This window comes from Ruegeria sp. BG6 (genome assembly GCF_056538465.1).
This window is the reverse complement of sequence record NZ_JBQFTB010000011.1, coordinates 77,185-103,363: the sequence shown is the minus strand read 5'-3', so window position 1 is coordinate 103,363 and position 26,179 is coordinate 77,185. Positions and strand designations below refer to the sequence as shown.

The 26,179-nt window shown below is 55.8% G+C and carries 16 protein-coding genes; 10 read left to right on the top strand and 6 right to left on the bottom strand.

What is annotated here, in order from left to right; translation table 11 throughout:
- Window positions 1-1,099: 1,099 nt before the first annotated feature.
- The 3 genes from ACR0JW_RS17760 to ACR0JW_RS17750 all read right to left on the bottom strand — a co-directional run bounded on the left by ACR0JW_RS17760 (window position 1,100) and on the right by ACR0JW_RS17750 (window position 5,878).
- The gene (locus ACR0JW_RS17760; RefSeq protein WP_170586702.1) at window positions 1,100-3,364 is read right to left on the bottom strand and encodes a virulence-associated E family protein; all 2,265 of its coding nucleotides are present in this window, start codon (window positions 3,362-3,364) and stop codon (window positions 1,100-1,102) included.
- 487 nt (window positions 3,365-3,851) lie between these two features.
- Entirely contained in the window at window positions 3,852-4,523 is a 672-nt protein-coding gene (locus tag ACR0JW_RS17755) for a hypothetical protein (protein ID WP_480573379.1), read from the bottom strand.
- On the bottom strand, window positions 4,520-5,878 hold the full coding sequence (locus tag ACR0JW_RS17750; RefSeq protein ID WP_480573382.1) for a tyrosine-type recombinase/integrase: 1,359 nt from the start codon (window positions 5,876-5,878) through the stop codon (window positions 4,520-4,522). Before ACR0JW_RS17750 ends, ACR0JW_RS17755 begins: the two co-directional genes overlap by 4 nt.
- A gap of 1,163 nt (window positions 5,879-7,041) precedes the next feature.
- Between ACR0JW_RS17750 and ACR0JW_RS17745 the strand changes: the two genes are divergently transcribed.
- The 5 genes from ACR0JW_RS17745 to ACR0JW_RS17725 are packed head-to-tail and all read left to right on the top strand — an operon-like array spanning window position 7,042 to window position 13,790.
- Complete coding sequence (locus ACR0JW_RS17745) at window positions 7,042-8,616, top strand: ABC transporter substrate-binding protein (RefSeq protein ID WP_170678506.1); 1,575 nt, start codon at window positions 7,042-7,044, stop codon at window positions 8,614-8,616.
- Window positions 8,617-8,671: 55 nt separating this feature from the next.
- The gene (locus ACR0JW_RS17740) at window positions 8,672-10,225 is read left to right on the top strand and encodes an ABC transporter substrate-binding protein (protein WP_170678504.1); all 1,554 of its coding nucleotides are present in this window, start codon (window positions 8,672-8,674) and stop codon (window positions 10,223-10,225) included.
- The gene (locus tag ACR0JW_RS17735; RefSeq protein ID WP_170612361.1) at window positions 10,226-11,194 is read left to right on the top strand and encodes an ABC transporter permease; all 969 of its coding nucleotides are present in this window, start codon (window positions 10,226-10,228) and stop codon (window positions 11,192-11,194) included.
- Window positions 11,191-12,105 carry an ABC transporter permease gene (locus tag ACR0JW_RS17730; protein WP_170678502.1) on the top strand — a complete coding sequence of 305 codons (915 nt, stop codon included), beginning with the start codon at window positions 11,191-11,193 and terminating at the stop codon, window positions 12,103-12,105. Before ACR0JW_RS17735 ends, ACR0JW_RS17730 begins: the two co-directional genes overlap by 4 nt.
- Window positions 12,102-13,790 (top strand): ABC transporter ATP-binding protein, encoded by a 1,689-nt coding sequence (locus ACR0JW_RS17725; protein WP_170678500.1) that lies wholly within the window; start codon window positions 12,102-12,104, stop codon window positions 13,788-13,790. Before ACR0JW_RS17730 ends, ACR0JW_RS17725 begins: the two co-directional genes overlap by 4 nt.
- 175 nt (window positions 13,791-13,965) lie before the next feature.
- On the opposite strand, the gene ACR0JW_RS17720 is transcribed toward ACR0JW_RS17725, so the two are convergent.
- Window positions 13,966-15,291 carry a TAXI family TRAP transporter solute-binding subunit gene (locus ACR0JW_RS17720; protein WP_170678498.1) on the bottom strand — a complete coding sequence of 442 codons (1,326 nt, stop codon included), beginning with the start codon at window positions 15,289-15,291 and terminating at the stop codon, window positions 13,966-13,968.
- Window positions 15,292-16,261: 970 nt separating this feature from the next.
- Between ACR0JW_RS17720 and ACR0JW_RS17715 the strand changes: the two genes are divergently transcribed.
- The 4 genes from ACR0JW_RS17715 to ACR0JW_RS17700 all read left to right on the top strand — a co-directional run bounded on the left by ACR0JW_RS17715 (window position 16,262) and on the right by ACR0JW_RS17700 (window position 20,946).
- Window positions 16,262-17,212, top strand: a complete 951-nt coding sequence (locus ACR0JW_RS17715; protein ID WP_170678496.1) for an ABC transporter substrate-binding protein — start codon at window positions 16,262-16,264, stop codon at window positions 17,210-17,212.
- A gap of 79 nt (window positions 17,213-17,291) precedes the next feature.
- Complete coding sequence (locus tag ACR0JW_RS17710) at window positions 17,292-18,329, top strand: quaternary amine ABC transporter ATP-binding protein (RefSeq protein ID WP_170678494.1); 1,038 nt, start codon at window positions 17,292-17,294, stop codon at window positions 18,327-18,329.
- Entirely contained in the window at window positions 18,322-19,911 is a 1,590-nt protein-coding gene (locus ACR0JW_RS17705) for an ABC transporter permease subunit (protein ID WP_170613698.1), read from the top strand. Before ACR0JW_RS17710 ends, ACR0JW_RS17705 begins: the two co-directional genes overlap by 8 nt.
- A 54-nt stretch (window positions 19,912-19,965) precedes the next feature.
- Window positions 19,966-20,946 carry an arginase family protein gene (locus ACR0JW_RS17700; RefSeq protein ID WP_170678492.1) on the top strand — a complete coding sequence of 327 codons (981 nt, stop codon included), beginning with the start codon at window positions 19,966-19,968 and terminating at the stop codon, window positions 20,944-20,946.
- Here the strand turns inward: ACR0JW_RS17700 and ACR0JW_RS17695 are convergent.
- Window positions 20,943-21,914: an agmatinase gene (locus tag ACR0JW_RS17695; protein ID WP_170678490.1), complete on the bottom strand. Its 972-nt coding sequence runs from the start codon at window positions 21,912-21,914 to the stop codon at window positions 20,943-20,945. The genes ACR0JW_RS17700 and ACR0JW_RS17695 overlap by 4 nt on opposite strands.
- Window positions 21,915-21,987: 73 nt before the next feature.
- Entirely contained in the window at window positions 21,988-23,508 is a 1,521-nt protein-coding gene (locus tag ACR0JW_RS17690) for a trimethylamine methyltransferase family protein (protein ID WP_170678488.1), read from the bottom strand.
- A gap of 183 nt (window positions 23,509-23,691) precedes the next feature.
- Between ACR0JW_RS17690 and ACR0JW_RS17685 the strand changes: the two genes are divergently transcribed.
- On the top strand, window positions 23,692-26,127 hold the full coding sequence (locus ACR0JW_RS17685; protein WP_480714261.1) for a GcvT family protein: 2,436 nt from the start codon (window positions 23,692-23,694) through the stop codon (window positions 26,125-26,127).
- The last annotated feature ends 52 nt before the right edge of the window (window positions 26,128-26,179 follow it).

The window sequence follows — 26,179 nt, the reverse complement described above, 5'->3', positions numbered from 1 at the left end:
TTTGCCCTGACGCTGGCCGGGGCGATCATTTGTGAACCCCGGCCCAAGTTCAAAACCCGGATCCGAGGCGCTACGATGATAAAGGCCCTTCTTGTTCTTTTTGCGCTTGCTACCTTTTCGTCAGCACGCGCCCTACTCGCTCAGGAAAACGGTGCAACTGAAGTCCCGCAAACAATACGCTTTGAGGGCTATGTATAGCCCAGTCGCGAAGCAGAACTGTCGCCTTTGGTGGACAATGTGGTCAACCGGACTTTGCAAAGTCTGCTTTCTGCGCATCGCTGACCTTAAAGCGCGTTGAAGCATTTTGTATTTTGGGCTCAGTGTCGTCATCTGACGGTTTTAGTCGGATGACGGCTTTACCCCGGACTGCGGACATCACTGCGTTGATTCCAAAGGCGACAACTTCGTGTTTCAAGGGTGTCAGGAGGATAGTCCATGTCGCATCTATTCTGGCCGGACCAAGAGCTTCTCAACCGCATCAAGCATATGTTCCTAAAGCCACGGGGGGTTGCTCGTGGAGACGACCGAAAGCTTCTCAGCGGCGTCATCCATGTAATTCGCAATGGCTTGCGTTGGTGGGACGCTCCATCCGACTATGAGTCCAGAGCCTAGGAAGCAATCCTAGGGTTGGATCTTTGATTGCTAGCTGGCACGAGTTGCTGGAACAATCTACGAAGATCGAAATAGGTCTGTTATCGCTGGATGCCCCAAAAACTACGGAAAGCCGGGGCTCCGCGCACCCCCCAGGGGCGGCTTTCTTCTCGGAGGGACCCAAGCGAGGTTTCTCCTTAGGTCATAGCCCCCCCATAAGCACCTTTCCCGCCTACATCGCCACTGCTTGCCACCCACATGGGGGAGCCTCCCCTGCAGGAGGGGCCACGGGAATCGACAACCCGGGGAGTGTAGCCTTCGTGACCCTGTGACCCGTAGATCGCAAATCTCTCCGTGGTACTCTCAACAACCTTTTCAGACCCTCTCGGGATCACTCCCAATCAACCTTCCTAATATTAGGGGTCACAAGGGTCACAATAGTGTAACAGCATGATATAAAATAGGATTGCGTGACTCCTCCAGCGGTGTATGAGGGGCGCGGCAGGGGTCACACCAGTTCATTTGCCCCTCGCATCCAGACTTTCCCGCTCCGCGTGTGGATCTTTTCGAAGCCCATTGATTTTAAGATGACCCCAACCCGCTTGGAATTTGCCATGGTTTGGTTTACCGGCTTCAGCTCCAAAGCATCGCTGAAAACTTCCCCCATGCGGATCACGCAGCGGTCGACGCGGTCATCATCTACGTACCGCTGGATCTTTTCTACCCAAGGGTCGATCTCTCGGGCTACGTCCTGCACCGGGCGGGCGTGTGCGACCTCGAACTCCCGATCCATCCACCATGGTTCGCCGCCCTTGAAGGCGGCCACAGCTTCGGCAAAAAGCTGATCGCGCTCAGTTCGCAGCTGCGGAATATCGATCAACCCTGGAACCTTAATTGGCCAGAAGCGCCGGCCCCCTGTGGGGTCGCGCAGGAACTCATCATCATTGGACGTCCCGATAAAGATGCACGTGCGTGGAACGTTTGTATAGAATTTGCTCCATGGGAAGCGCACACGGTCGATCTTGCCCGACAGGAACGCTTTTTGGTCTTCTTGATCCGTTTTGCGGCTTGGGGCCAACTCCGCCATCTCAACCAGCCACAGCCCGACCAGATGACGCATCGCTTCCTCCTTGTTATGGATCGAAGGCAGTGTATCGCTGAAATAGCCCTCCCCAGCGAGGATTTCGCCAAGCGTGCTTTTTCCTTGGTCCTGTGCCCCATGGAAGACCACCATGTGATCGAACTTACAGCCCGGTTCTATCATCCTCGCAACCATTGCAATCAGCATCTTGCGGCCAACTGCCCGGGCGTAGGGGGTATCTGAGGTTCCCACGGTCCGAATTAGCCAATCATCAATCCGAGGCCCGCCGTCCCATTCAAGCCCGTTAAGGTAGTCCAAAATTGGGTGGTAGGCGAAGCGTCTAGCCACTACCCCTAAAGCATCTGTGACATTCTGTTTCGTTGCCTTGTTCAGCCCGGCCGTTTCGATCCCGACTTGCGCTAGGGACAATGTGGCATCGTCGACCTTCCCGCCTTCCCATTCCATTTCGTGATTCAGTTTGTTGAAGCGCAGCCCGGGCACAATCGAATCTATATGCCGCCCCAAGATATGGATGGTGTTACTTAAATTGTTCACCAGCTGTCCGTTTCCTAAGGTGATCGGGCTGCCCCAATCTGGTGCGACCATTCCCGGCGGGGGAGCCAGGCCGATTAGATCGTCCCAATCGTCGGGATCAATCATACTACTTTTCTTGGGCCCCGTTGTTGTCGCCTCGGGCACGTCCTCCAAGGTCAGCATGTGCGATAGATCGGGCAGAGGGTCTACCGGCCGCAGCGCCCCGTGCTTCAGCTGTGTCGTGATTATTCGCGTGGCGTCCTTTTCGCCGCCGTAGGCGGCAAGGTAGCCGTTGGATTCCAAAGCGGGTAGGAAGGCATCAAATACGTCGTCTGGCTGTACCAGGTTATTGGCGATCAGACCGCCCAATAGAAACGCCTCGCGGGCAAGCGCGCCGTTGCGGTTTTCCCCTTGGATTGTGGCCGCCAGTCGCTTAGCGGATTGCCGCAGCATCGCCGCTGCGGCCTTCACACGACCGGTGTCGTTGGAAAGGTCTACCGCTGCCATCGGCTCGGACAAGTTCTTCTCGCGCTTTCCTATGGCATTGGCATCGAGGTCGTCGCACTGGTCGACAAAACGGCCGTCTATTAGCCGGACGTCCGGTGTGGTTTTGCCGAATACATAGCCAAAGGTGAAAGATTGAGATGCGGTAAAAGACTCGTTAGCAAGCACACCGCCCAACGCCCCATTCAGTCTGGCCACCAGCTGTGCGCGGCCGGAGGGTGACAACTCCTTTGAGCAAGGGCACAAGGCGCGCCAGCGGTGTTTTCTGTTCAATGGGTCATGCGAAGGCGACGTGTATAGAAAGGCGGCAACATTTACCTTACGTAGTAGCTTTTCGGTTTCATCAAGGCTCATCAAGCCCGCATCGTAGTCGACTTCGATGCCCGAGATAGCGATGTGAGCCGCGTTACTTCGCAGCGCGTTTTTCTCGGTGCGCTCGCCAGAAAAGCGGCCGAGCTTGATATGGGCCATTGCGCTCTTGCTGGAAGCGCAAAACTCGCCGCTGGACACGCGCTTCGCCAGCTGCCGCAGTGTTGCCTCTTCCTCTTCAGACTGTTGCGCATAGCGATTTGCGAAAAACGTGATCGCAAGCGGGTTATCCAGTGCAGGTCGCAGATTGTTGCCTTGTTCAATATTGCTGTTTGGGGTATTCATTTACCGTACCTTTCTTCCGTTTGGTGCAATCGAAGACCCCTTGCCGATGGTCGCGGCGAGGGGTTCATCGTCGAATATTGTTGTCAGTTTTCGCTAGAACGGGGCTTTGGCTGAGAGCGTAGAACGTACTGCTGTGCAGTCCGAATCTACGTCAACCCTGCGTCGCGGCGTTTACAGTTCGGGCCTCTGCCCATTTTAAAAGGCTGGGAACGTGATACCGAACAGCTGAGCGCCCAAAGATCACGTAGGGTGGGCCATCTGGGTCCTTGTGAAAACGGAACTTTTCGAGCAATGAACGGGACAATCCAAGGACCTTCGCCGCCGTCACGGTGTCAATATAGAGAGGGATATTTTGGGTTTGCATATTAGCCTCCGGACTTTGATCAGTTCGGACCAAAATGCATAGAATTTGAATTTATCATAATAAACGCAAGTAATTAGATTCCAAGCGCAAGTAGGTGGAAACCAAAATGCAGTTCCGTTTAACCTAGGAAGCCTCGGACTTAATTTTCTTCGCCCAATTGTAAATCGTGCTATCAGGCGGGGTATAATCGAACTCATGCGCGAACTCTTTTATGATTGCCGCCACCGTTTTTCCGGCACTGAGGCCCTCCTGCAAGAGAGGGTAAAACAGTTCTCGGTCCGGATTTGGTTTCCTATCCCATTTGGCTTTCCCACCCATTGAGGCGACTTCAGAGGCCATCAAAGGGGCTTGTACAGACCTAGTGTCACCGTATGCTGAGTCCGTTGGAAAGAACCGGCGGCAAATCTCGTCCGCTAGAGCAATATCAAGCCAAGGTACCACAATACCGGCTTCAACGGCCGCTCGGACTGCATTTTTGGGTTTAATTGTTCCGCTGAGCACCGCCACCCCTCGCAGTCGTTCAAAGCGGTCATTCAACTCCATTTCATTGACGTGGCTCGGTGTGCCCGGAAGGAACCACCAACCGCCCGGTTCCAAACTTATCGACACTTCCGGATCTATGCCCGCCAGCAGAAACATGGTTTCAGTTGCCGACCAATTCGGCCGCTGAAGCCAGTCTCGAAGCTGAAACACTCCTAGTCGTTCGTGTCTTGTTAAGTGCGGTAGTTCGACTTCGAGCGTTTCAATCTCAGAATCGTTTGCATCTAAAGGGTGTTCAGTTTTTTCGTTGTTCATGTGCGGTTTTCATGATCATAGGACACCAAATTATCGTCACAGAGCCCAAGGGCTGATGCAATGGTATTTCCGATTTGATCTGCGGCCCGGCGCATCGGATCGGACGCCAAATGCGCGTACCGTTGTGTGGTGCTGGACTGCGAGTGCCCCAGGAGTCCGCCAATTTGATGAAGGGACAGACCGGCACCTGCGCCTACGGCTGCCGCGTTGTGGCGCAGGTCGTGAAGCCGAACGTCCGACAGCCCAGCAACGGCACGCACCGCGTACCAGCACCGGTTTATGTCTGCACGGGGCTTTTCGTCTGGCGTACCAGCCGAACTGGACGCTATTACGTAGCGCCCGCGCCGAGGCAAGCTTTCAAGAACCGACATAGCTGCACTACCCAAGAAAATTGGTTTTGCTCCGGATTTGGAATCTTCGAGTCGGAGGAGGCTACGCTCCCAGTCTACGTGCCGCCATTCGAGGTGCAGAATCTCGCGCAAACGTGCACCGGTCAGAAGCAGCAGCCGAATTGCAGCAACCGAAAAAACGTCGAAGCGCGTGAAGCGGTTCTCTGGTTTGGGTAGGTGTTTTGAGTTGGGATTGGTTTCGTCCGCCTTCCATGCGAGGCCACTGGTTTCTGCCTGACGCAATGCTTTGCCGAGCCTGCCCATTTCGGCTTCAGAAAGATACCGTTCGCGCCCTTTTTCTTTGAATGCCTCGACCTGTTTGGCAGGATTGGCGGTACCTTCCGGCAGCAGTCCCATATCAAGTGCCCATGAATACATTGCCTTCAAGACTGCTAAGCAACGGTTTGCAATGTAGGGACCGCCGCGAGTCTTGATTGCCGCCCCACGCCGTGCTCGGGGTTCGGCCTTGACCTTAACCTTTGCAGCAATGCGTTGGTGCATCTTGGAGACGTCCTGCCGTGTCAGCGAAACGGCCTTTCTGGACCCCAAGGCGGGGAGGATATGACAGTCGAGAACTCCACGATACAGTGCAACCGTACTAGGCTTGCGCTTGGCTTCCACATGGTTTGCCATCCATTTTTTGGCTATTTCAGCCACCGTGTCGGCCGCACGTTCGTTCGAGCGTTCGGCCGCCACATCCTGACCAAGCCGTGCCTTCGCCAGAATGTCCTTCGCCATCGTGCGTGCCGCTTCCGGTGTAAGCATCTCGGGATCACCCAGCGTTAAGCGTCTCTTTGCAACACCGCGTCCACCATTGCCAGGCCGGTACTCTACAATCCACTTGCGCGAGCCAGTGGGGCGCACTGCCAGACCAAAGCCCTTCAGCGTTTCGTCATAGAACACCACGCGCTTTTCCGCTGTTTGCAAAGTGGCAATGGTCTTGCGGGTCAGTCGCACAGTCGGCATTTGGGGTACCTCAGAATGTGTCGCCACCGAGTCGCCACCGTGGCCTCAAAGACAAGGATACGTAGTCCATCTGGATGAAACAATATATAAGTTAATTCAGAGGCTTAATGATACTTTGTGCAACGTTGTGAAGCCCAATGTAAGCCCCAAAGCCTGACTACGAATCAAGGGGTCGGGGGTTCGAATCCTCCTCGGTCCGCCACTTTTTATCTAAAAAGCGGCGATGTTTGGAAGCTCAAATAAAAACAAGATGTTAGATCGAGATTTTCCGCTCGAAACTAGATAATCCCGCAACATTCTATTTTCCGCAACATTGCCCGCAACATTTGGTGGGGAATTCTATAGTTTGGTAGTACCCATCCTATGGGCAAGCGCCTTTTCTGCACCCTTAACGGCGCGATTCAGCTAGCTGAATCGCTGAAATAGAGTTTGGGCTTGCTGCAGTGTATCTGGCTCTGAATAGGTTAGGGAAGCATTTTAGTGACTCAGAACTTTTGCGCATACACCGGCTTTACCGCAGGCAATCTCTCTCAGCACCTGAGCCTCCCCCGTTGAAGTGGTCCGCCGTAGTGCTTGCCAGAACGGAGGAGCAACGATTTTAACCAAGCGACAAATGCCGGAAAAGATTGTCACGAAGTTGCGGCAGGTTGAGGTGCTTGTCGGACATGGTATGGCGTGGGTCGGTGCGACGTCCGCATAAATATCGCGAATGACCAATAAGCAGACCTAACCATCGTTTTTTTGCTTGAACGACCGCTTTGTGCACTTTTGCAAGAACGGCAAAAACACCTTGGGTGGATTGCCAACATTCGCAAAAATTTACGGCAGTTTAACAATCTCCACTATGGCATACATTTAGTTGGTTTCTGAGAAACGCGGCTCCTCGCAGTGTTTTCTGGATTTACAACTCGGTTCAGGAGGCGTGGTTTTTCAGGTTATTTTGGTCGCGACTGAGTAGTGGTTACTTGATCGGATGATTTTTTAATGGGTTGGCTGCCCTCGAAGAATCTCAGGTCGTTAACGTGTGGAAATTCGACACTGCGTTGAACGATTGACATGCATGCGCAGTTGGTATGCTATCGCCCACTATGACTTTAACAGAAATTTGCGACATCGTATCGCGAATTCAATGCAGCTAAACGACTGCAAAAAGGGAGAAAATAATGAAAAAACCAATGCTAGCGCTCGCGCTGCTGATGACTTCGACAACGCTGGCTCAGGCGGAAACGTTGCGATGGGCGCGCTCTGGAGATGCGCTGACGCTTGACCCGCATTCGCAAAACGAAGGGCCCACGCATACTGTGCGCCACCAGATGTATGAACCGCTGATTATCCGTGACACGACCGGTGCCTTTGAGCCCGCGCTCGCGACCGATTGGAACCCCAGCGAGAGCGATCCTAATGTCTGGGTGTTCAACCTGCGCCAGGGTGTGAAGTTTCATGATGGGGCCGATTTTACTGCGGACGACGTGGTGTTCAGCATCAACCGCGCCAAGCAGCCGAACTCGGATATGAAAGAACTGATCAACTCTATCGTCGAGGTGCGCGCGGTCGATGACCATACGGTCGAGATCGTGACTGATGGTCCGAACCCGATCCTGCCTGCAAACCTGACCGACCTGTTCATCATGGACAAAGATTGGACCGAGGCGAATAACACGGTCGATGTTCAGGATTTTGAAGGTGGCGAGATCACCTTCGCGACTACTAACGTGAACGGCACTGGTCCTTACAAGCTGGTCAGCCGCGAACCTGACGTAAAAACCGTCATGCAGCGAAACGAAGATTATTGGGGCCGCGATCAGTTCCCAATGGCAATCAGCGAGATTATCTATACGCCCATCCAGAATAACGCGACGCGCGTCGCGGCGATGCTGTCCGGCGAGGTGAATTTCCTTCAGGATATGCCGGTTCAGGACTTGGAACGGGTCAACGCTGCGGATGGCCTTGTAGTCAAACAGGCGCCGCAGAACCGGGTGATCTTTTTCGGGATGAACCAGGGTGCAAATGACATCGAAGCGGACAACGTCGATGGCAAGAACCCCCTTGCAGATGTGCGCGTACGTCAGGCGATGTCCAAGGCGATCAACCGCGATGCCATCAAGCAGGTGGTCATGCGCGGTCAGTCGCAACCCGCCGGGATGATTGCACCGCCCTTCGTGAACGGCTGGACGGCTGATATGGACGCCGAAAGCAGTACTGATGTTGAAGCAGCAAAAGCGCTTTTGGCTGAAGCGGGCTATCCTGATGGCTTCTCAATCCGTCTTGACTGCCCCAATGATCGATACATCAACGACGAAGGTATCTGCCAGGCGGCCGTCGGGATGCTTGGTCAGATTGGCATTACCGTGAATCTGGATGCCAAACCCAAGGCGCAACATTTCCCGCTGATCACCGATGGAAAGACCGACTTCTACATGCTGGGCTGGGGCGTTCCGACATACGACTCGGAATACATCTTCAACTTCCTGGTTCATGGCCGTGAAAGTGACATCGGTACCTGGAACGGCACTGGCTTTAACGATGATGAGCTTGACGCCAAGATCAAATCACTTGCCTCAAACACAGACCTTGTTGCCCGCGACCAGGACATAGCCGACATTTGGCGTGTAGTGCAGGATGAGCAGCTGTACATCCCGATCCACCATCAGGTGCTGAACTGGGGCATGGCTGAAAATCTGGCCATCGAGGTCGATCCCGAGGATCAACCCATGGTGAAGCACTTCGGTCTGAACTAAGCTGAGCGGCAGGCCTCGGGATGCGGGGCCCGCCGCCACATAAGTGGGAGTTATTATGAGACGTCTGACCACTGCCGCGCTGATGTGTGCGCTTGCGTTACCCGTATCAGCCGAAGAGTTCACGTTTGCTGTCACGACCGACCCGCAAACGCTGGACCCGCATGCAGTCAATTCCGCCCCGGTTTTGGGATTTCTGAACAATGTTTACGAAGGGCTGGTCCGTCGGGGCAAAGATATGTCCATCGAACCGGCGCTGGCGACCAGCTGGGAGACCATTGGTGACGGCGCAGGCTGGCGGTTCAATCTGCGGGAAGGCGTGACGTTTCATGATGGGTCTGAGTTCAACGCAGATGATGTGATATTCTCGTACCAGCGTGCTTCGGATGAAAATTCGGATACCCAAAGCTGGTTCGCTCCGGTCAGCGAGGTGGTGAAGATCGACGACTACACCGTTGATGTCATGACGACCGCGCCCAATCCGATCTTTCCAGACAGCATCGCCAACTGGATGATCCTGGATAGCGGATGGGCCGAGGCGAATGACGCGACTTTGCCCGACAAAGAGGCTGGCAACTATGCGACACTGAACGCCAACGGCACCGGCGCATTCCGCGTCACTGCACGAGAGCCGGGTTTGCGCACCGTTCTGGAACCGTTTGACGGCTGGTGGGGCGAGGCAGGGCATAACTTGACCCGCGCTGAACTGGTGCCCATCCAGAATCCTGCAACAGCGCTGGCGGCGTTACTGTCGGGTGATGTGGACTTTATCAACCCTGTCCCCATTCAGGACGTCGCCCGGTTGCAAGGCAACCCGGATGTAAAGGTCATTCAGGGTATCGAAGCGCGCGTTATCATGCTGGGATTTGATCAGCAGGAGGGCGCAAGCGAAGCCGGGCAAGGCGGTTCTGATCTGTTCCGTGACCCGCGCGTTCGTGAGGCCGTAGCCAAGGCCGTCAACGTGCCGGCCATCTTGCAAACCATCATGCGCGGCAACACCGAGGTGGCAAGCCAGCTTGTCAGCCCAGCAATGCGTGGGTTCTCAGTAGTAAACGCGGACCCGCATGGCTTCGACCCCGAAGGCGCGAAGGCGCTACTGGCTGAGGCCGGAGCTGAAGGTGCCGAAGTTAGCTTCAAGTGTTCCAACAATCGCTATCTGAATGACGAGTCCGTCTGCCAAGCGATCACGGCCATGCTGACGCAGGTTGGATTGAATGTAACACTTGATGCAATGCCCGTTCAGAACTACTGGCCCGAACTGCGGGCTGACAACTTCGACATGTATCTGCTGGGATGGTCGCCCGGGACTTTCGACGCCGAACATCCGGTGCGTTTTCTCGCCTCGACCCCCAATGAGGAAAAGAAGCTGGGCTCGTGGAACTTTGGCGGTTACTCCAACGCCCGCGTGGATGAATTACTGCCAATGATCCAGTCCGAAATTGACGAACCCAAGCGTCAGGCGATGCTGGATGAAGTCGCAAGTATCTTGCAGGACGAAGTGGCCTATGTGCCCCTCTACGTCCAACCGCTGGTTTGGGGCGCGCGCAGCAACATCGAGTTGACGCAACGGCCTGATAACTTCTTCCTTCTGCGCTGGGTCACGGTCAACTAAATGCTGTCATACATTATCAGGCGTGTGGCCCAGTCGGCGCTGGTCCTTTTTGTCGTAGGCCTTGTTGCCTTTTCCATGTTCCGCTTTGTCGGCGACCCGATCGATAACATGCTGGGGCAGGAACGGACGATGGAAGATGTGGAGCGTCTGCGCAGCCAGTTGGGCCTCGATCAGCCGTTTCCGGTGCAATATGTGAAGTTTCTGAAAGAGGCCGTACAGGGCAATTTTGGCGTCAGCTTCCGTCAGGGCCGCCCGGTCGCCGAGATCTTGTCTGAACGCGCACCAGCCACTCTGGAACTGGCGATCGTCTCGGCTGTGTTCGCGATTGTCCTTGGCATCGCCCTGGGCGTTTTCACCGCCATCAGGCGGGATGGCTTTGCGGCGAATTTCATCATGTCGGCCTCACTGATCGGGGTGTCCTTGCCCACTTTCCTGATCGGCATCCTGCTCATTTATATCTTCTCGGTCGAACTTGGCTGGCTTCCCAGTTTCGGACGCGGAGAGGTCGTGGATCTGGGATGGTGGAGCACCGGTTTGCTGACCGCAAGCGGACTTAAGGCATTGATTTTGCCTGCAATAACACTAGGTCTATACCAAATGACTCTGATCATGCGTTTGGTGCGGTCTGAAATGTTGGAAGTGCTCCGGCAGGACTATATCCGCTTTGCCCGCGCCCGTGGCCTGAGCGATCGGACCATAAACTTTCGCCACGCACTGAAAAACACGATGGTCCCGGTGATCACCATCATCGGCCTGCAATTGGGGGCCATTATCGCCTTTGCCATCATCACCGAGACGGTGTTCCAGTGGCCAGGCCTTGGCCTTCTGTTCATCAACGCAATCCAGTTCGTGGATATTCCTGTCATGGCGGCTTACCTGATGATGATCTCGGTCATCTTTGTCACCATCAACCTAGCGGTCGACATTCTCTATGCGTTCATCGACCCGCGCCTGAGGGTCAGCGCATGAGCCGTGTAAGACGCATTCTGGACAGCGACCAGTTCTACGCCTTTCGCCGGTCGCCTGTGGCCATGTTATCGGCCGCGGTCGCGTTGGTTCTGATCCTCGCAACGATCCTGGCACCGCTGATTGCGCCGACGAACCCGTTTGACCCGTCCAGCCTGAACCTGATGAACGGCTTCACTCCACCGATGGAGCCGAATGCCTTTACCGGTGAAAGCTTCCTTATGGGCACCGACGATCAGGGGCGGGATGTGTTTTCGACCATTCTGTATGGGATGCGGATTTCGCTGTTTGTCGGGGTGGCCGCGGTTCTGTTTGCCATGGTTCTAGGGATTATTCTGGGCCTGCTGTCCGGCTATTTCGGCGGCTGGACCGAAACGATCATCATGCGCACGGCCGATGTGCAGCTGACCTTCCCGTCGATCCTTCTGGCCATGCTGATCTTTGGTATCGCAAAGGGCGTCACACCCGTTGAGTATCGCGACCAGATGGCGATCTGGGTGCTGATCCTTGCCATCGGCCTGTCTGACTGGGTGCAGTTCGCCCGTGTCGTCAGGGGCGCGACTTTGGTTGAGAAGAACAAGGATTATGTCGCCGCCGCGCGCATTATCGGGCAAAGCCCACTGACGATCATGCTGCGCCACATCCTGCCCAATGTGCTGTCACCGGTATTGGTGATCGCAACAATCTCATTGGCTCTGGCGATCATTGCCGAGGCGACGCTTAGCTTTCTTGGTGTTGGTGCACCGCCCACGCAACCCTCGCTGGGTACCCTGATCCGTATCGGACAGGGTTTCCTGTTCTCGGGTGAGTGGTGGATCCTGTTCTTCCCGGCCTGCACCCTGCTGGCGCTGGCGTTGAGTGTGAACCTGCTGGGCGACTGGCTGCGAGATGTTCTGAACCCGAGGCTGAAATGACTGATCCCGTTCTTTCTATCCGCAACCTGACGGTGGAAATCCCGACCCGCCACGGCGTTTTCAAGCCGGTGGAGCACGTGACCTATGATCTGCATCCTGGCGAAATTCGGGGGGTCGTGGGCGAAAGCGGCGCTGGTAAATCCATGACTGGCAATGCCGTGATCGGCCTGCTGGACCCTCCGGCCCACGTGTCCGAGGGCGAGGTCTGGCTAAACGGTCGCAGGATCGACGAACTGGATGCAGAGGACAAGCGCAGGATCCGGGGCAAAGAGATCGGTATGATCTTTCAGGACCCGCTGACCTCGCTCAACCCACTGTTCACAGTGGGTCAGCAACTGGTGGAGACGATCCAACTGCACCTGGGCCTGTCTGCAACAGCGGCCAAAAAGCGTGCCATTGCTCTGCTGGACCGCGTCTCCATCCCCGACCCGGTGGATCGGTTCAATCAGTATCCGCACCAGTTTTCCGGCGGGATGCGCCAGAGGGTTGTGATCGCCTTGGCTTTGTGCTCCGAACCCAGCGTCCTGATCGCGGACGAACCCACAACGGCCTTGGACGTGTCCGTTCAGGCGCAAGTACTGGACCTGATCAAGGAACTGGCGAAGGAGCGTCAGGTTGGAGTAATCCTCGTGACGCACGACATGGGTGTTATCGCCGATACCACTGATACGGTCACCGTCATGTATTCCGGCCAAGTGGTCGAAAGCGGCACGACCGATCAGATCCTTGGCGCGCCCACGCATGATTACACCAAATCCCTGATTGCCGCCGTGCCAAGACCTCACACCAAGGTAGAACGCTTTCCGGTGGTCAGCTATGGCGAGCGGGCAAGAACCTTCAAGATTGATGATCTGGCGGCGCATTGGGACAAAACCGAATTGTCAAAATCCGGTAAGCTGCTTGAAGTCGAGAACATCACCAAAACGTTCCTGCAAAAGGGCGGCCTGCTGCCATCGCAGCGGCGTTACTTCACCGCCGTCGATCAGGTCAGTTTCGACATTCGCGATGGTGAGGTATTTGGCCTTGTTGGCGAAAGTGGCTCTGGCAAGTCCACCGTCGCGCGGATGATCGGCACGCTATATCCTGTGGACGGTGGCAGCGTGATCTTTGACGGTCAGGATGTGACGGCCATGGGAGCAGACGCCCTGCAGGCCTATCGCCGCCAAATTCAAATGATCTTTCAGGATCCTTTCTCCAGTCTAAATCCACGCATGAGGGTCGGGGACCTTGTGGCCGAGCCAATCCATCACCACAAAATCCTGCCCAAGTCCGCTATCGAACCGCGGGTGCGCGAATTGCTTGACTGGGTTGGGTTGGCCAAGGACGCGTGGCGCAAGTATCCACATGAATTTTCCGGCGGGCAGCGGCAACGCATTTGTATTGCCCGGGCCCTTGCAACTCAGCCACGTTTTCTGATCTGTGATGAGCCGACCAGCGCTCTGGATGTGTCCATTCAGGCACAAATCCTGAACATTCTCAAAGACCTGCAGGATCACCTCGGCTTGACTATGCTCTTTATCAGCCACGATCTTCCGGTCGTGCGTCAGATGTGTGACCGGGTGGGCGTGATGCGTCAGGGAAAACTGCTTGAGGTTCAGGAGACGGCCTCGTTGTTCACAGCTCCCGAGCATCCGTACACAAGGGAACTCCTGGATTTGATGCCCCGGCTAAAGCAATTGGCTTAGACTTACCTACTTGGTCCAGCATCAGTCTTTACAGATGCCTGATTTGAGAGGTGCATTGGCAGCCAAGCGCCGTTCTGACATCGCCCGGTGTCAGCTTTTATCGCATTGCCGTCATTTTGAAACACGCAGAGGCTGGGAGTTACGGTCTGTTTACGGCCAACTGCCCTCGCAATAACTAGGGCTCTTGGCGCCTATTGGCGCGGTGTCGTTCGATTTCCTGAGCAATAAGCTCGATGTGCATCCGCGCGTCGTAGGCCTTCTGCCGGTAAGCGAGTGGCAAGTTCAAATTCGCGAGTGTCGCAGATACGTCATCGAGTTTCTTCGCTACAGCTTCAATCTCCTCGGCCGTCGCAGCGTCCTCGATTTCTGCTTCAAGGGATGCAATGTGTTGATAGTGTCGCCAAACTCTTCGGTTTTGAAACCACACGTAAAGGGCCGGGACGAGACGCAGCAGCGGCGCAAGGAATAAAATCGGCAAGAGAAAAAGCAACACCCGACCAAACTGGGCCGCAACCCAAAATGGAAAGATATCGTGAAGAATGTTGGGCCCAGAGTTGATCATGTGCCAAGCGACGTCATTAATTGGGGCCGGAGGCGAATTGGTGTTTGGAAACTCCTTGGCCGCTCGCAGAACGGTTCGGTCTGCGTGGATTTTGTTTGCGCTATGAACAAGCCTGTCGACAACAGCCGGGTGCAGCTCGTTTGTCGCGATCATCGATGCAGTCAAAGTCAGTATTTTGACATCATGCGCGGGTCGCGGCGGGGCCAAAGAGGTTGACCCGGCTGGAACAACAACGGAATGGCCGCTGACAAATCTGAAAGACAGGGCGTCGATCAAGGCCATTTGGATCAGATCCAGCTTGGGGTCGACTATGGCCTCTGTCAGGTATGGCGCATCCAGAGGCGACACAAACAAGGCTGCATCCGCCTCGCCAGCACGCAACGCGTCTATGGCCTCGAATCCCCCAATTTCCTGCAATTCGATGCCCGAGTCCTGAAGGCCTGCGGCTTCTATGAGTGCCAGTGCTGCGGCACGTGTGCCTGATCCGACTTGTCCAGCAGCCAAACGAATCCCGCGCCAATCTCCGGGATATCGGCCAACTTGCGCGGCGGAACGTCTGAAAATCACCAGCGGTTCAGGGAAGAGAGCCCCGAGTGACTCTAGATTCTCTCCTCTGGGAAGAGGAATGCCGCCCTGCACAAAGGCAACGTCCACATCTCCGTCAATGAGCCGTTGAATGTTCTCGACGGAACCAGCAGTTTCCACCAGCTCTAACGATATGTCGTCCCTGGCAAGCTTGGACTGATACTCGAGGCCAATCCGCCAATACCCGCCGTCTTTTGGCCCAGTGGCAAGCCGAATGGTCTCGGGCGGAACAAGGCTACTAATAAGAAGAATAACCAAAACAACAACGAAGACGGGTACAAGTAGGATATAAAACAGTCGCATCGGTCTTCTTTGAAGTTGATGAAATCTCGCCGATGATCTGTTTTGTTGCAACTGTTTGTCAAATATTGAGCGCTTGCACCCCGTATCAAGCAGGCGCGTGGATCATGTTCCGACGATCATTGTTGGACCGGAAACAAGGTGAACGTTCAACGTCAGAAGGCACTTCCAAGTCACACATCGTTTTCGCAACGAAATGGGTCCCTAGCTGAAGAGCATTTGCTGGATTGCAGATCTGGTGCCGCTTTGAGGCCATCGGTGTGTAGACACTTTTGGGCCCAAATCCGACATTGAACAGCTTCTGTCCTTGCTGCAATTACGCCCGTAGTGCCAGACCTTGCTCCACGGCGCTGCGTTTCTGGGGTGAGACCCAAGCGGGACGATCTGGTCATTCGACGCAGGCGCTGCCTCAACCCCGTTGGTTGATCAACTCCCAATCCCCTGTGCTTCATTCGCCATCGACAATAGGTTTGTTCAACAACACCGATCTGCTTTAGGTCGCGCAGGCGGGACATGTCTTGCCTCACCAGAAACTTCAACCCGCCGCAGCGTCTAGGCAGTCCTGTCGGGCTTCGATCAGGTGATCGCCACTATTAATCCTCCGCGACCTAGCCGTAGAGGTGGACCCGTTCAGTTGGGCAGGTTCGCGCAAATGTTGCGCTTGATTACGAAAAGCTTCATGGCTTCGTTGAGGCTGGTTCGAATTTGAGTGGCGGCACCGATTAATGTGCTCAGGATGCGGTAAATTCATGCTGGGCTCAGGGGCCTGAACACCACCTTAGATTAATCATATTCGAGTTTACCAAAACAATGTTGCGATAATTTCCAATACGGGAAGTAGAATAACGTATCTCTTGATGGGCAGCGCTCTCGCGTGCTTCACTTTTGTGGCTATGTCAGCCTCAAGCTTCGCTGGACAAAAAGGACCGGAAGGCACGACCTTCCCGAAAAAAATTCCAAGCGCACCACCGTCCGAAAGGGTGAGAAAAACAAGCGCGGAAGTTTCCCAACATGGAGATACCAGATGAAAAGAATTGCAACGCTACTAGGAAGTGCTTCGGTCGCGATTGCCGGCCCAGCTATGGCCGCAGATATCGTGATCGGTGTGCCGAACTGGGCCTCGGTGAATGCCACGGCACATATTCTCGAGGTAGTGATCGAAGAAAACCTTGGTCTGGACGTGGAACTGCAAAACGGCACGAATCCGATTGTCTTCGAAGCCATGGACAGCGGCTCGATGCACGTCCACCCTGAAGTGTGGATGCCCAACCAGCAAAACCTGCATGACACCTATGTCAAAGAAAATGGCACGGTTGTCATGAACCAAAACCCGGTCCAGGCCGAGCAGGGCATGTGCGTCCCGACCTACATCGCTGAACAGCATGGCATCAAATCAATCGACGACTTGAGTGACCCGGACAAGATGGCGATCTTTGATACAGACGGGAATGGTACGCCTGAGGTCTGGATCGGTGCTCCGGGTTGGGCTTCGACCGTTGTCGAGAAGATCCGTGCCAAATCTTATGGCTATGATCAGATATTCGACCTGACGGAATACGAGGAAACCATTGCCTATGCCAACCTGGCAAACGCGACCAAGGCGGGCGATCCGTGGATCGGGTTCTGCTACAGCCCCCACTATATCTTCGTGACCCAAGACCTGACGGTTCTTGAAGAGCCGGCTCATGACCCTTCCACCTGGACAATTGTTCAGCCCACCGATGACCCAGATTGGCTGTCGAAATCCGAAGCGTCCACGGCCTGGAACGGCGCAACTCTTCATCTGCACTACGCGAAAGAGCTGGAAGAGAGTTATCCCGAAGTGGCCGCTCTGTTCAGCAACTATCAGATGTCAGGAGATGATCTGAGCGCGATGGGCAAGGCTCTGGCTGTAGACAACGTCGAAGCCGCGGATTTTGCCAAGCAGTGGGTGGCAGAGAACGAAGATACCGTGATCGGCTGGCTAACCAACTAAACCACGACCTTGCAGGCCGTCGCGGAAAATCGCGGCGGCCTTTTTTCTGTTGGGCAGGGCTATGCCCTGTGGGGGATAAATGGACGAACCTGTCGTAAAACTGGAAAACGTTTGGAAGATCTTTGGCGCACGTGCTGAAGAGGCAATGCAAGCTGTCCGAGACGAAGGCATCGGCAAGCCGGAAGTTTTGGAACGGTTCAACTGCGTTGTTGGTGTTCAGGGTGCCACATTCGAAGTGCCGCGTGGCGAAATTTTCTGCATCATGGGGTTGTCCGGTTCGGGCAAGTCCACGTTGGTACGACACGTGAACAGATTGATCGAGCCGACGGCCGGCCGGATCGAAATCCTGGGTCACGACGTATCGAAACTATCGGAATCCGAATTGCGCCGCATTCGCGCCCAGCAAATCGGCATGGTGTTTCAACACATGGCACTGATGCCTCATCGTTCCGTCCGCGATAACGTGGCTTACCCCCTGGAGATCAGAAAGGTCCCGAAATCCAAACGTTGGGCTGTATCGGATCACGCTTTGAGCCTGGTAAACCTAACTGGTTATGAGGACCGCCTGCCCAAGGAACTTTCCGGCGGTATGCAGCAACGTGTGGGGATCGCGCGGGCGCTGGCGTCGGACCCCGAAATCCTTTTGATGGATGAACCCTTTTCCGCCCTTGACCCTCTGATCCGCCTGCAGTTGCAGGACCAGTTCAAGGCGCTTGTGGCGCAGCTTAAAAAGACCACGCTGTTCATTACTCATGATCTGGATGAAGCTATTCGTATAGGCCACCGAATTGCGATCATGAAGGATGGGGTGATCGTACAGATCGGCACGCCGGAGGATATCGTTATGAACCCATCCGACGATTACGTGCGCGAATTTGTTCAGGGTATCTCCAAGCTCAAACTGGTCAAAGCGCATTCCATCATGGAACCGATGGACAGTTATTCAGGGCCACTCGACGGTGCGCCTAGGGCGGACGAAGGCGCGGATCTGGACCAACTGATCGATCTGGCCGTGAATTCCGAATTGCCGGTCGTCATAACGGATGCGGGCAGTGACGTGGGTGTCGTGACCAAGCCACGCCTGTTGCGTGGTATTCAGGGGGGCAAAAATGACTGACGCAACTTCTGAGCTTAAAGTAACGGCCGCTTCTGACATCGAGGTTGATCGCGAGGCTCTTGATATTTCCATCAAGAAGTTCGCTGGTCCGAACGGAGCCTATTACGTCAACGCCTTTCACAAAATCCACGACGCTACCAGTGCAATTCCCAACACGTTCAACACGTGGGCGGCGGTGCTGGGGCCGTTCTGGTCCGCGTCACGAGCCATTTGGGGCATGTTCTGGACGTTTCTGATCCTCGAGATCATCGCGTGGGTCCAAATCGGCAGGGGCGCGTGGGGCAATCCGGGTGCGGACTTTGCAGAGCGTGCCGCGCGTCAGCAAGAGCGTGCAGCCGAACTGCTGGCCCGAGCGGCGGACGCAACTGAAAAGGCGGATATCGATCGTTTCACCAAGCTGGCTGAAAACATTCAGAAAGCGGCTGATACCAGCTTGGAAAGGGCCGCTGCTGCCCAGTCCGAGGCCACGGGTATTCTTATCACCGGGTTGCTGATGTTGCTGGTTTTCAAGGTGGTTCAGGGTTTGTATGCCGACCGTGTCTACGAAAAACAGTATTCAAACTGGCGTATCGATCCGGGCAGCACGGAAAGCGGACGCTCGACCCGAAACACGGTTTTGGGCGCAATCCTTGTCGCGGCCATTGGTCCCTTGATCGTTTACAAGTTCACCGTAAACGCGTCGCTTCCTTTGCTGGATGCTTTCCCCGAGCAGCAGGTATCCGCGATGATATTGGGAGAGGGCAACGGCACGTTGTTTTCGAACCTGGCTGGCTGGATGGAAGAAAAGATAGACGCGGCCGCCGCAGCGGGGGGCGACGTCTTCGACGGGATTGTAGCCGGTGTGCGGTCTGTTCTTGATGCGTTGACCGTGGCACTTATCGGCTCACCTTGGCCGGTTGTCATGCTGGTCATCTGTGTGACCGCATGGCGCGCGGCGGGACCAAGGGTTGCCATCTTCACCGCTGCTTCGTTGGCCTATATCGCTTTGCTGGGATATTGGGACGTGGCGATGGAAACAGTTGCGCTGGTGGGTGCAGCGGTGTTGCTCTGTGTTGTCTTCGGCATTCCGCTGGGTATCTGGTTTGGCAAGTCTAAGCGCGCTTATCGCGCTGCGGAACCGGTGCTGGACTTGATGCAGACCCTTCCGGCGTTCGTCTACCTTATCCCGATCATTGCCTTCTTTGGCACGGGCAATCCGCCGGGCATTCTGGCAACGATCATCTTCGGAATGCCGCCGGTTATTCGACTGACGGCGCTGGGCATGCGTGGGGTTCCGGAGAGCATCAAGGAAGCTGCCGTCGCCTTTGGGGCCTCGAAATGGCAGTTGCTGAAAGACGTGGAAATCCCGCTGGCATTGCCATCGATCATGACAGGTGTGAACCAGACAATTCTGATGTGTCTGTCCATGGTCGTAATCATCTCGCTGATAGGTGGTGGCGGCTTGGGCAAAGAAATCCTGGAGGCACTGCAATATGCCGCCAAGGGGCCGGGCTTGCTGGGCGGCTTCGCAATTCTGTTCCTCGCCATGGTCATGGACAGGATCGTGCAAGGCGCATTCCGGCGGGAAGACGAGAAAATCTAACCATCTGCGCCCCCGGTTCTTTCCGGGGGCGTTTTTCATTGACCGGAGAAAACAATGGCGGATCGCTACGAACAGTCCATGATGGACAATCTGTATTGGTGGGGCGTGCCTACTCTGTTTCGTTGCCACAACGTCGGGCCCGAGGGGCAGGACATTGCATTGGCAGGCGTGCCGCACTCAACTGGAAACGGGACGACTGAGCGGGACCAGCATTTGGGACCACGCGCCTTGCGGCACGTCTCGGCCGTTCAGCGCAGGGTGCATTCAGTTTTCGAGATCGACCCATGGAACAGCGCGAGGATTGCCGATGTGGGGGACGTGCCGTTCCCGAAGGCGAACGACAATGAGGATTGCATCGAACGGATCACCGAATTCTACAAGGACATCGACGCGGCCGGTGCACGACCGGTTTCTGTCGGCGGAGATCACTCCATCACTGGTGGGATAGTACAGGCGTTGGGATGTGGAAAATTGGCCGGCGGAGAACCTGTCAGTTTCCTGCATCTGGACGCCCATACGGATGTTTTTACCAAGGTTGACCACTTCCTGGGTGCCAAGAAATCAGCGGCACATTGGGGGGCTTATCTGGCCGATCAGGGGCAGGTGGATCCGACCCGATCGATGCAGATCGGCTTGCGGGGCCATCCACGCAGTTTGGACTGGCTGCAGCCTTCTTACGACTATGGCTACAACATCGTGACAATGCGCGAGTTCCGTCAGCGTGGGCTGGAGGACGTTGTGGCCCAAACCAAAGAGGTGCTTGGCGACCGGCCGGTTTACATCACCTTCGATCTGGATTGCCTTGATCCAACCGTTGCGCCCGCAGTCTCTAATCTTGAGCCGGGTGAAAAGGGGTTTGACATCGATGAGGCGGTTGGAATCCTGAGAGCGGCGCGCGGGTTGAATATCGTTGGCGGTGATGTGGTTTGCATGATGCCCACAAAAGACAGCCCCAACAACATCACTGCCCTGACCGCCGCAGCAGTGATGTTCGAGATGATTTCGATGATTGCCGAAAATGTCGCCGAGGATTAACTGCGGCGCGCCTCGACAGCTTGGGCCAGAACACAAAGCAATTCGAACATCAGCGAAATACCCAGCCACGCTGTCCCACCCTCAGGATCGAAGGGTGGCGACACTTCGACAAGATCGGCACCGACAAGGTTCAGGCCAGACATCTTGCGAATGACCTGCTGGGCCTGAAAACTGTTGGGCCCGCCAATTTCGGGTGTGCCGGTGCCGGGCGCATAGGTCGGATCCACGAAGTCGATGTCATAGGTGCAGTAGGTCGGCTCCGTTCCGACAATGCCGCGCACTTCATTCATCACATCGTCGATGCCCCGGTCGAACAGTTCTTCGATGCGGATGATACGGATGCCCTGCGCTTCACCCCATTCGATGTCTTCGGTGTTGTATGCCGTGCCGCGGATTCCGACCTGAACAAAGCGTTTGGGGTCCACCAGCCCTTCCTCAACAGCGCGGCGGAAGGGGGTGCCGTGCGTGAATTTGTGGCCGCCGAAATAGGTGTCGAACAAATCCGTGTGACTGTCGAACTGGATGAGACCAACCGGGCCCGAGGCGGCCAGGGCACGCAGGACGGGCAGGGTGGTCAAGTGATCCCCTCCGGCGGTCAATGGCGTGATTTTGCGCGCTTTCAGCTTCGAGTAGAAGCTCGTGACCCGATCCAGCGTGTCTTCTATGTCGACCGGATTGGGGGCGACATCTCCTAGGTCCGCGCAATTCACCTGCGAGAACGGCGCGACGCCCGTGACCGGGTTCATCGCCCTGATCATCGTGGAGTAATCGCGCAGTTGCCGCGGGCCATGCCGTGCGCCCGGCCGATTGGTGGTACCGCTGTCCCAAGGGATGCCGACAAGGCCCAATTCGACGTCCGAGATGCGTTCGTGGTCCATATCCAGAACGGGCAGGCGCATGAATGACGGTATGCCCGCAAACCTGGCAAGCTCCATGGCTGAAACCGGTTGAAAAAATGAATCGGCCATGGCTTCCCATCCTCTGCAAGTTTCTTCAGTGACCCTAGCGGTTCAGCAACGGGCTGGGAATGCCTGTAAGACTTCAGGTCAGGATTCGAAAACGTCGGCGAATTTCGGCGTCCTGCTCGGGGGTGAGATACTCGGGGTGATGCGAGCTCAAAACCTCTCTGGCGACTTGCCGGGCGGATGACCATGCGTCCCTCGCACCTTCGGTTTCCCATGTGCGCGGCTCCCGGCGATCAGCGAGCTGAGGATAAAAGTAATCTCTCTCCATTGCTTCATATGTATGTGCGCTGCCCAGAAAGTGCCCGTCACCCAAAACCGATTTGCAAATGGCGTCAAAGCCGAGATTCGCTTCGGTGACCTCGATCCCGCGCAAGACCCGATAGGTGTGAGAGTGCATTTCGTTGTCCAGCACAAAGGCCTCGAAACTTGCACCCAACAGGGACGCAGTCATGCCTGAACTTTCATAAATCAGGTTGCCACCGGCCAATGCGGCTGCAAGCGACGTGATGCCTTTTTCAGCCCCGTACTGGGCATCAATGGCCTTGGCATCTGCCATCGAAGCGGCCACGCCCGAAGGCAGTCCTAGCCAGTTCGTGATCTGCGCCGAGGCGGCATTCAGGATCGCTGTCTCGCCGCTGCCGCCTGCAAATGAACCGGTTCTGAGGTCTACGATGAAGGGCCAATTGGAAAAAACCATCGGAAAGCCGGGTTTGATCGTGTTGACCATCACGAGACTGGCAAGCGTTTCGGCCAGTGACTGCGCCAGAAATCCGGCCAGAGTCGCCGGAGCGGTTGCGCCCGCTTGCGCAGCCGTGATGCAGGACACTGGTATGTTATGGGCGATGCACTCATAAACGACGTCCACTGCGTCTTCGCCATATCGCATCGGTGAAATGACCGGGCTGATGTGCGCTTTCAGGAAAGGGCGTTTGGCGAACTCACCGACCCCTCCGGCGACGATGTCCAGCATCTCGACAATGGGTCGGACATGTTCGGCCAATGTGAAAGAGGTGGCCACCGGCTTGGTCGTATTCCGAACCAAGGCGTAGACAGTATTGACGTCCAGATCGAACACGTCCGGGACATCCGTTGCCACGCAGCACCGGGTGAACCAACTGACATTGGCCAGTGTGTCCTGTAATCGGGTGAAGTCATGCAGATCAACCAATGTGGAGGGGCGATAAAGCCCACTGTCAATGTCGAGCGTCTGAACAGCCGCGCCGCCAGTGCCAAAATACACACGATCCCCGCCCACATCGATAGACCGGCTTTCATCCCGGCCATGGAACATGAAACTTTTGGCAGCGGAATTAATGACTTGCTGGACCATTGAACGTGGGAATACCAGCCGCCCCGGTTCCCGGTCCCGTGCCCCTGCGGCCCTTAGGTCGGCGGCAAGCCTATCCGGTACATTGCCCATGCCCAGCTCTTCCAGGAGCCGCAGGGCGGTATCAAATACCTGTTCTATTTCCGAGTGATTTAAAGGCTTGTACGCACCACCTGTCTGACCGGGTGGACAGGGATCGAATGCGGGCTTGGCTGCACGCTGTGCGTGCCGCGCTTTCCGACCGCTGCGTTTGGAGCCCTCCGATGACATGTATCCCAATCCCTTTGCATCTTCGTTGCACCGTAAGGCGCAAAACACACGGGCATCAAAGGAGAATTGCCGTTTTCAGAATCCGAAATTGCGGTTTCGATTTTACAGTACCGGCGACTGCCCTGTTGTCTGCCCAACCCGTTATTCAGCAAGACTTGTGCCGAAACCGAGGGAGCACAGCCAATGAAGTCGCGTACCAGAGTCGTTGTGATCGGAGGCGGGATCGCTGGATGTTCGACGCTGTACCACCTGACCCAAGAGGGTTGGACAGATGTGGTTTTGGTTGAACGGAACGAACTGACCTCGGGCACGACCTGGCATTCGGCAGCACAGGTCACAAATTTCGGGATGAACCAGACCATGGTGGGTCTGAAGTCTCATTCGATCCGCCTGTACAAGGAACTGGCCGATGACCCGGATTACCCGATCAATTATCATCACGGAGATGGCGGGATACGTCTGGCGAATACAGATGCGCAGATGCAGGGCTACCGGCACTTCGCGTCCATGGCGCGGGGCATGGATGTACATTTCGAGGTCATCGATGCGGATGAATGCGCCCGCCGCCACCCTTTGATTTCGACCGACAACCTTATCGGTGGGCTATGGGATCCGTTCGACGGTGACATAGACCCGGCCCAACTGTGTCAGGCCCTTGCGCGACGGGCGCGCAAAGCCGGTGCGCAAGTGTACAGAAACACGCCTGTCACAGCTTTGACGCAGTGCAACGACGATACCTGGACCGTGCATACCGAGCACGGAGACATCGACTGTGACATAATCGTCAACGCCTGTGGTTACCGGGTCAACGAGGTTGGCACCATGATGGGAGTTCATCATCCCGTGTCCTCCATGGAACATCAGTATTTTCTGACCGAAGAGATCGAGGCCATCCGGGATGCCGGGCACCGGATGCCGCTGCTGCGCTGCCCAATCAGCGACTACTATTGCCGTCAGGAAAAGAACGGTCTCTTGCTCGGGTTCTACGAGCAGGGGTGCAAAACATGGGGTATGGACGGGATCGATCCAAACTTCGTGAACGCACTTTGTCCGGATGATCTGGACCGTGTAACTGATGTGCTCGAGGGTGCATTTGCGCGGATGCCGGCCTTGATGGAGGTGGGCATTCACACGGTCGTAAACGGGCCGATCACTTATACGATTGATGGCGCCCCGATGGTTGGGCCGATCCCGGGCAAGCGCAATGCGTACTGCATCATTGGTCTGCGAGCCGGGTTGGGCGAAGGCGGCGGGCACGGGTGGCTGTTGGCACAGCAGATCGTGCATGGTGAGGCATGTTATGACACTTGGTGCCTCGACCCGAGGAGGTTTACAGGGCACGCGAACGTAGAACTCACTGCTCTGAAGGCGATTGAGGATTATCAGAACGAATTCAGGTTCCACTTTCCACATGAACACCGCCCAGCCGGCCGTCCCGCCAAAACGACGCCTCTGACGCCTGTTCTCGCATCCGAAGGGGCGGAGTTCACGGTAGTCAATGGATGGGAAAGGGTGGATTACATCAAACCTCACCCTGATTTCGCGCCGTCACTCAGTTTCGATTTTGACGAAACCTTCGATCTGGTTGCTGCCGAAGTCGATAACGTTCGCACTGGTGTCGGGTTGGCGGAAGTAAACGGGTTCAACCGGATTGAGATCACCGGAGTGGACGGGCACGCGTTTCTGGATCGGATGTTTTGCGGAGTTGTGGGTAAGCGCGAAGGGCGTGTTGGGTTGGGCTATCTGCTGAACCAACACGGTATGGTCAAGGCGGAAGCAACTGTTGCCAATCTCCCTGCCAGTGATCGCGGTCCAGCACGGGTTTGGTATGGCTCTGCCGCAGCGAGCGAGTATCACGATATGGACTGGCTACAGAAGCATCTGCGCAACGATGAAGACGTTCAGATGCGCAGCTTGACGAATGACCAAACCATTCTGGTTTTGGCTGGCCCCAAGTCGCGCTCTGTGCTTTCTGACTGCGCCAGAGGTGATTGGTCTGCGGACGCATTCCCCTGGCTCAGCGTGCGAGAGTGCTTTGTCGGCATCGCTCCTGCCACGGTCATGAACCTTAGTTTCTCGGGAGAGTTGGCCTATGAGATCCATGTCCCAAACGCCTCTCTCTATGCGGCCTATTTTGCGCTGCGGGAGGCGGGCGAAGGGTACGGGCTGAACCTGTTTGGTGCCAGAGCGGTTGACTCGATGCGCATGGAAAAAAGCTTCCTGCACTGGAAAGCCGATTTGATCACCGAATTTGATCCTTGGGAAACGGGGCTGGATAGGTTTGTACGTCTGGACAAGGGCGAATTTATTGGGCGTGAGGCGCTGTTGAAGCGGCAGTCAGAAGGGCTTCGCCGCAAGCTGGTTCCCCTGCGCATTGATGCAACGCGTGGTCCGGCTCATCCCGGCGCGTCTGTCATGCTGGGCAATAAGGTCGTGGGGACTGTTACCTCTGGTGAATGGGGTCACCGTACGGGAATGAACCTTGCGCATGCCTTTGTTGATCCGTCCGTCTCGGAGGTTGGCAGTGAAATGGAACTGGATAGTTGCGGGCAGCGTTTTGGCGCGACGGTCATAACGTCCAGCCCGTACGATCCGGATTTTGCCCGTATGAAAGCTTAGAAACGACATCTCAGCCAACTTCATTGTTGCCGCAAGGGCGAATCTTTGCTTC